The organism is Auraticoccus cholistanensis (assembly GCF_009742705.1).
GTDB lineage: Bacteria > Actinomycetota > Actinomycetes > Propionibacteriales > Propionibacteriaceae > Auraticoccus > Auraticoccus cholistanensis.
In genome coordinates this window covers 108,536-114,382 of the sequence record NZ_WPCU01000001.1, presented here as the reverse complement: position 1 = coordinate 114,382, position 5,847 = coordinate 108,536, and the positions used below count along the sequence as shown (strand labels likewise).

5 protein-coding genes (1 of these 5 running past the window's edge) are annotated in these 5,847 nt (G+C 75.1%); 3 read left to right on the top strand and 2 right to left on the bottom strand.

Going from position 1 to position 5,847, the window contains the following annotated elements; translation table 11 throughout:
- Positions 1-281: 281 nt before the first annotated feature.
- Positions 282-3,464 (bottom strand): GH92 family glycosyl hydrolase, encoded by a 3,183-nt coding sequence (locus tag GC722_RS00510; protein WP_156606997.1) that lies wholly within the window; start codon positions 3,462-3,464, stop codon positions 282-284.
- A gap of 231 nt (positions 3,465-3,695) precedes the next feature.
- Here GC722_RS00510 and GC722_RS00505 point away from each other — a divergent pair, with 231 nt between their 5' ends.
- The 3 genes from GC722_RS00505 to GC722_RS00495 all read left to right on the top strand — a co-directional run bounded on the left by GC722_RS00505 (position 3,696) and on the right by GC722_RS00495 (position 5,330).
- Positions 3,696-4,154, top strand: a complete 459-nt coding sequence (locus tag GC722_RS00505; RefSeq protein WP_156607029.1) for an SRPBCC domain-containing protein — start codon at positions 3,696-3,698, stop codon at positions 4,152-4,154.
- Positions 4,151-4,468 (top strand): ArsR/SmtB family transcription factor, encoded by a 318-nt coding sequence (locus GC722_RS00500; protein WP_331714236.1) that lies wholly within the window; start codon positions 4,151-4,153, stop codon positions 4,466-4,468. Before GC722_RS00505 ends, GC722_RS00500 begins: the two co-directional genes overlap by 4 nt.
- A gap of 64 nt (positions 4,469-4,532) precedes the next feature.
- Positions 4,533-5,330 carry a DUF899 family protein gene (locus tag GC722_RS00495; RefSeq protein ID WP_156606996.1) on the top strand — a complete coding sequence of 266 codons (798 nt, stop codon included), beginning with the start codon at positions 4,533-4,535 and terminating at the stop codon, positions 5,328-5,330.
- Between the two features lie 50 nt (positions 5,331-5,380).
- On the opposite strand, the gene GC722_RS00490 is transcribed toward GC722_RS00495, so the two are convergent.
- Positions 5,381-5,847, bottom strand: partial view of a sulfatase-like hydrolase/transferase gene (locus tag GC722_RS00490; RefSeq protein ID WP_156606995.1) — the 3' portion only. It continues 892 nt past the right edge of the window; 467 of the gene's 1,359 nt are visible here — the last part of the coding sequence; its start codon lies off the right edge, out of view; the stop codon is at positions 5,381-5,383.

The following is a 5,847-nucleotide window of genomic DNA, read 5'->3' as shown; positions in this document are numbered from 1 at the left end:
CCCCGCCCCTGCCCGGCTGTATGTCGTCGCGGTCTCGGTCGGTGTGTCGCGGCGTGTCGCGGTGTCCGGCGGTGACGACGTACACGTTCTCAGGGCGGTCACCGGGCACCGGGCGGCGCTGGCCGGCAGCTGGCGCCGCACCGGGGTCTGGAGCTCTGACGACCGTGGCCACGGGTCGGCCCTGAGAACCTGTACGCCGTGGGTCCGCTACACCGCGGCACGCCGCGACACACCGACCGAGACCGCGACGACATACACGCTGTCAGGGGTGGGCGGGCCGGTCAGGGGGCGAAGACCTCCAGCTGGCGCAGCACCAGCGGGGCGGTCGGGGTGAGCCGGACGGCGTCCACCGGGCCGTCGACGCGGCGGGTCCGGAAGACGCGGGTCTGGCGGTGGCGAGGGAACTCCTCGGCCTCGCGCTCGTCCACCACGACCCACTGCCCGCCGACCCGGTGCTCCAGCCGCCAGGACGCGGTCTGGGCCTCGTCCACCGTCAGCGTCACCAGGTCGCCCACCTCGACGGGGGCGGCGAGCTCGAGCTCCACCGCCTCCTCGGCGTAGAGGGCCACCGGCACCGCGGCTGTGTCGTCGACCAGGGCCGGCGCCCCGACGACGCCGGAGGCGCGGGCCCCGGCGGTGACGTCGCGCAGCGGCTCGCTCCAGCCGTGCAGCTGCGAGGCCGACACCGGCCGGCTGCCGGCGGCCCACCCGCACGGCGTGGGCGACAGCTCCACCTCGATGGCCGCGCCCCGCGCGAGCACCTCGTGCGGCAGCGAGATCGAGTCCCACTCCGCACCGTCCACCCAGACCCGGCGCAGGTAGCGTCCGCCCTCCTCGGGGTTGGTGACGGTGATGCTGACCTCCGCCCCGCCCACCGGCCGCAGCACCGACCGGGTGACCCGCGGCGGCAGCAGCACCCAGCTCCCGGTCGCCGGCACCAGCGGGTACAGCCCCAGCGTGGCGAAGATCCACCAGGCCGACATCTCGCCGTTGTCCTCGTCGCCCGGGTAGCCCTGGCCGAGGTCGGAGCCGACGAACAACCGGTCCGGCGCCTCGCCGACCACCGCGTGGGCGTCGTCGTGGCGGCCGACGTGCATGAGCATGAAGGGGATGTGGTGGGCCGGCTGGTTGGACAGCGCCAGCATCCCCATTCGGCAGTCCCGCGCCTCGGTCATCTCGTGGATGATCCCGGGGTAGTGGCCGTGGAAGCGCAACGCCCCGGTCTCGGGCCGGGTCAGGATCCGGTCCAGCAACGCCGACAGCCCGTCCTCCCCGCCGTGCAGGGCGGCCAGCCCGGCCCCGTCGTGGGGCACGGTGACCGCGGTCCCCCACGCGTTGGTCTCGGTGTAGTCGTGGCCCCACTCGTCGGGCTCGAACTCCTCGACCGGGACCCGCCAGCCGCCGTCGGGGAGACGTCCGACGAACATGCCGTGCTCGGGGCTGAACACCTCGCGGTAGAGCAGCGAACGCCGGGTGAGCCACTCGGTCTCGGCCTGCAGCCGCTGCCGCTCCGCGCTGCCCTCGGGCTGCTGCTCGGCCAGCCGGGCCGCCAGCCGGGACGCCGACCAGTCGTTGAGGGCGGCGTCCAGCGTCCAGGACATCCCCTCCTCGGTGTCGGTGTCGACGAAGCCGCGGAACAGCGCGGGGTGCAGCCCCTTGCGCCCGACCCGCTCGTCCGGGGCGGGGACGCTGGCGCCGACCAGGGCGCTGTCGTAGGCCTGGGCGAGGTCGATGCCGGGGACGTCCTTGACCACCAGGTCGCCCAGCACGGTGTCGCTGGTCGTGCCGGTCATGCAGTCCTCGGCGCCGGGCGCGCTCCACCGCGGCATCCAGCCGGCGTCGAGGTGGTGGGCGACGAAGCCCTGTGCGGCCGCGCCGGCCAGCGGCGGGGCGAGCAGCCCGAGCAGCGGCCAGGCGGTGCGGTAGGTGTCCCAGAACCCGTTGGTGGCCGAGTAGTGGCCCTCGCCGGTCTCCGGACGCTCCCCCAGCTCGACCGCGCGCAGCGGCGACTCCAGCACCTCGCCGTAGGGGCTGCGCCAGCGGGTGCCGCCGCCCTCGACCGGCTCGTCCTGGCGGGTCGGGTGCAGGAACAGCCGGTACAGCCCCGAGCGCAGCGAGACCAGCTGGTCCTCGGTGGCGCCCTCGACCTCGACGGTGGCCAGCAGCTCCGACCAGCGACGGCGGGCGTCCTCGACCAGGGCGTCGAAACCGCCGCAGCGGCGGACGGCGAAGGCGGCGGTGGCGGCGTCCAGCGTGGACAGGCCGACCAGGACGTCGACCGGCGCGCCGCCGGAGGCGTCCACCCGGACGCTGCCGCGGAGCTGGTCGCCGGCCACGGCCAGGTCGTGGTCGAGGGCCCGGGCGATGCGGACGTGGACGTGGTGCGGCGGGGTGCCGGGGGTGTCGTCGAGCAGGCCCTCGACGACCAGCGCGTCGCCGTCGCGGTCGACGCGCACGTCGCGGAACGTCCCGCGGTGGTCCAGCACGTAGGAGGCCTCGTCGCCGGGGAAGGTGCAGCGCACGGCCATCACGCAGTCGCCGGCGGTGAGCTGGGCCTGCACCCCGCCCTCGAGCGCGGCCGACCACAGGTGGGGACGGTCGACCTCGTCGGCGTGGTCGAAGGCGAGCCCCCGGGCGCGCCGGTCGGGGTCGGGGTGCGGCAGCGGGCTGGGCATCACCTGGAACGCGCCCCGCTCCCCCATCCACGGGCTGGGCAGGTGGGAGGTGGCGAGCGCCTCCAGCACCGGACGCGGGTCGCCGTCGCGGCCGTGCTGGTGCCAGCTGTAGACCCAGCGGGGGCTGTCGGCGTCGGTGACCGGGGTGGCGAAGAGCCGCCCCTGCGGCACGGCGACGAAGGGCGCGGTGTTGCCGCGGGAGAAGCGGGCCGAGGCGTGGGTGCCGCGGGTGGTGCGCACCTGCTCCACGGGGTCGGCGGGCAGCGGCTCGGCGGGGTCGACGGCCACCGCGTCGAGGAAGACCACCAGCTCGCGGTGCGGCGAGGCCCGCAGCAGCAGCTGCGCCCCGACGACGGTGCGCCCGGCGAGCGTGTCGAGGGCGACCCGGCGCAGGTTCCACTGGTCGACCCACAGCCGCTTCGCCGCCGCCTGGCTGTCGGGGTCCAGCCGGCCCCCGTACTGGTCGGTGACGTCGTGGTCGTGCAGCCGGGTGCCGTCGTCGAGGAGGAGGTCGAGCCCGACCGCCGTGCCGTGCCAGAGCACGTCCAGCTCCGGCAGCTGGGCGACGTCGTCCGTGCCGTCGGGGAGCCCCTGGGGCAGCACGGCCCATCGCAGCTCCTCACCCGTGGCGATCTGGTGCCCGGCCAGCACCTCGGGCAGCTCCACGCAGACGATCCCCTCGCCGCGGGGGACGCGCACCCGCCAGGGGACCGGGCTCACCAGCCCGAGGGAGGTGCGGGCGGCCAGGGCGGTGGTGGGGCCGTGGCGGTCGAGCGCTGCTTCGGGCACGAGCGTCCTCTCCGAGGTGGGTGGGCGGTGCCCCAGTCTGCCGGGTGGTGGGTCCGGGCGCGAGGTCGTGCCCGGCCGGCAGACGACCACCTCGCCCCCTCGGCGCACCCCGCACACCCACACCATCCGCAATTCGATGGTTGCAGGTCAGCGATGGATGTGCAACCATCGAGTAGCACATCGAGGCGGCCGACCGCCCGAGCCGACCAGAAGGAGCACCCCGTGACCGACATGACCGACCCCGGTCGCGCCGTCGTGGACGAGCAGTCGTTCACCGTGCGCCGCAGCATCCACATCGCCGCCGCCCCCGAGGCGGTCTGGCGTGCCGTCACCGAGCCCGAGCTCATCTCGCGGTGGTTCGGCGCCGCCGAGCTGGACGGGCGCGGCCCCGGCGCGGCGGGGACGCTCAGCTGGCCGGGCAACCCGCCGATCCCCTTCCGGGTCGAGGCCGTGGACGCCCCCCGGAGCATCAGCTACCGCTGGTCCAACGACGACGCCGCGAGCAGCACCGTCGACGAGGCCCGCTCCACCGTCTTCACCTTCACCCTGGAGCCCGTCGACGGCGGGACCCGGCTGACCGTGGTCGAGACCGGGTTCGAGACGACGTCCGACCCGACCCTCACCATGGAGCAGCACCGCCAGGGCTGGGACTCCGAGCTGGACGAGCTCGTGGAGCTGGTGACCCGGTGAGCGCGAGCACCCTCGTGCCGGTGTTCGCCGCCCTGGGTGACGACACCCGCTGGAGCATCCTCGCCGCCCTCGGCGAGGGTGACGCCTCCGCCTCGGCGCTGGCGCAGCGTCTGCCGGTCAGCCGGCAGGCGATCGCCAAGCACCTCGGCGTGCTGCAGGAGGTGGGCCTGGTGGAGCCGGTGCGGGCCGGGCGCGAGGTGCGGTTCCGGGTCGTCGGCGCCGAGCTCGACGACCTCGCCCGTCAGCTGCAACGCATCGGCGCCCAGTGGGACCGCCGGCTGGCCGCGATCAAGCAGATCGCTGAGGACCTGTGAGCGCCGCCCGCGGCGCCCGAGCAGCACCTTCCACACACACCCTTCGACAGATCGGGAGCACACCATGACGACGACGTCCCGTCCGGCACCGCCGGCACGCACCTCCCGCGCGCGACCGCCGGTGGTCGACCGCGAGACCTTCACCGCCGAGCTCGACCGGCTGCGCCGGCGCGAGAAGGCGCACACCCGGGAGGGGGACGCCGTCGCCGCCGCCCGCCGCCGCCTGCCGGCCGTCGAGGTGGACCCCGACCTGACCCTCGTCGGGCCGGACGGCGACGTCCGCCTGCTCGACGTCTTCGAGGGTCGTCGCCAGCTCGTCGCCTACTACCTGATGTGGCATCCCGGACAGCCGGCGGCCGAGCAGTGCGAGGGCTGCACCTGGGTGGCCAGCCAGGTCGGGGAGCTGTCCTACCTGCACTCCCGCGACATCACCTACGCCGTGCTGTGCCAGGGCCCCTACCCCGAGAGCCGGCGGTACCGGGACTTCATGGGGTGGACCATGCCCTGGTACTCCGCCGAGCCCTCGCTGGGCTCCCTGCTGGCCGGTCGCCAGGTGGGCCTGTTCCACCTCGTCTGCTACCTGCGCGAGGGCGACCGGGTCTTCGAGACCTACTGGACCACCGGACGGGGCGTCGAGGCGCTCGACAACAGCTACGCCGTGATGGACCTGACCGCCTACGGACGTCAGGAGCCCTGGGAGGACTCCCCGCCGGGGTGGCCGCAGGGGATCGAGGGGCACGTCCGTGCCGACGGGCGACCGATCGCGCAGTGGCCCCGGGTCGACGCCGGCGTCCCCGACGACCTGGGCACCACGGCCTCGCCGGACGGTGCCCACGTGCACCACTCCTGCGCCGGCGGGTGAGCGGCACCCGGCCGAGGAGCTGACGGGCGGCGGCCAGGCCACTCCGTCCGTCAGCTCCCCCGGGTGGCCGGCTGCTGCTGCGCCGCGTACTCGCCCCGGCGTCCGGTGAGCCCCTGGCTGCGGACCGTGGTCTGGGGCTGCCGCTGCAGCCGGGCCTGCACCGGCACCGGCTCGATCTGCGGACGCACGCCCTCCACCCGCTCCAGCGCCGCCAGCAGCCGTTCGCGCAGGTCCTCGACCACCGGCCGGTGCGCCCGGTCGGTGATGAGGTTGTCGAGCTCGTAGGGGTCGGAGTCGAGGTCGTACAGCTCGGCCTCGGTGTAGCGGTCGGCGCCCGGCTGGTCGGTCTCGAAGTCGTGCTCGCCGGGCGCCCGGACGTGGTACTTCCAGCGCCGGGTCCGCAGCGCCCGCCCGATCTCGCTCTCGCTGATCTGCACCAGCACCTCGGCGTCGGTGTCGTCGCCGGCGACCACCGGCTGCAGCGGCCGGCCGTCCAGCCCGGGTGGCGCCTCGATGC

Excerpts from the sequence above, each read along its gene's own strand:
- GC722_RS00505 (WP_156607029.1), top strand. The coding sequence starts at position 3,696 with ATGACCGACCCCGGTCGCGCCGTCGTGGACGAGCAGTCGTTCACCGTG.
- GC722_RS00495 (WP_156606996.1), top strand. The coding sequence starts at position 4,533 with ATGACGACGACGTCCCGTCCGGCACCGCCGGCACGCACCTCCCGCGCG.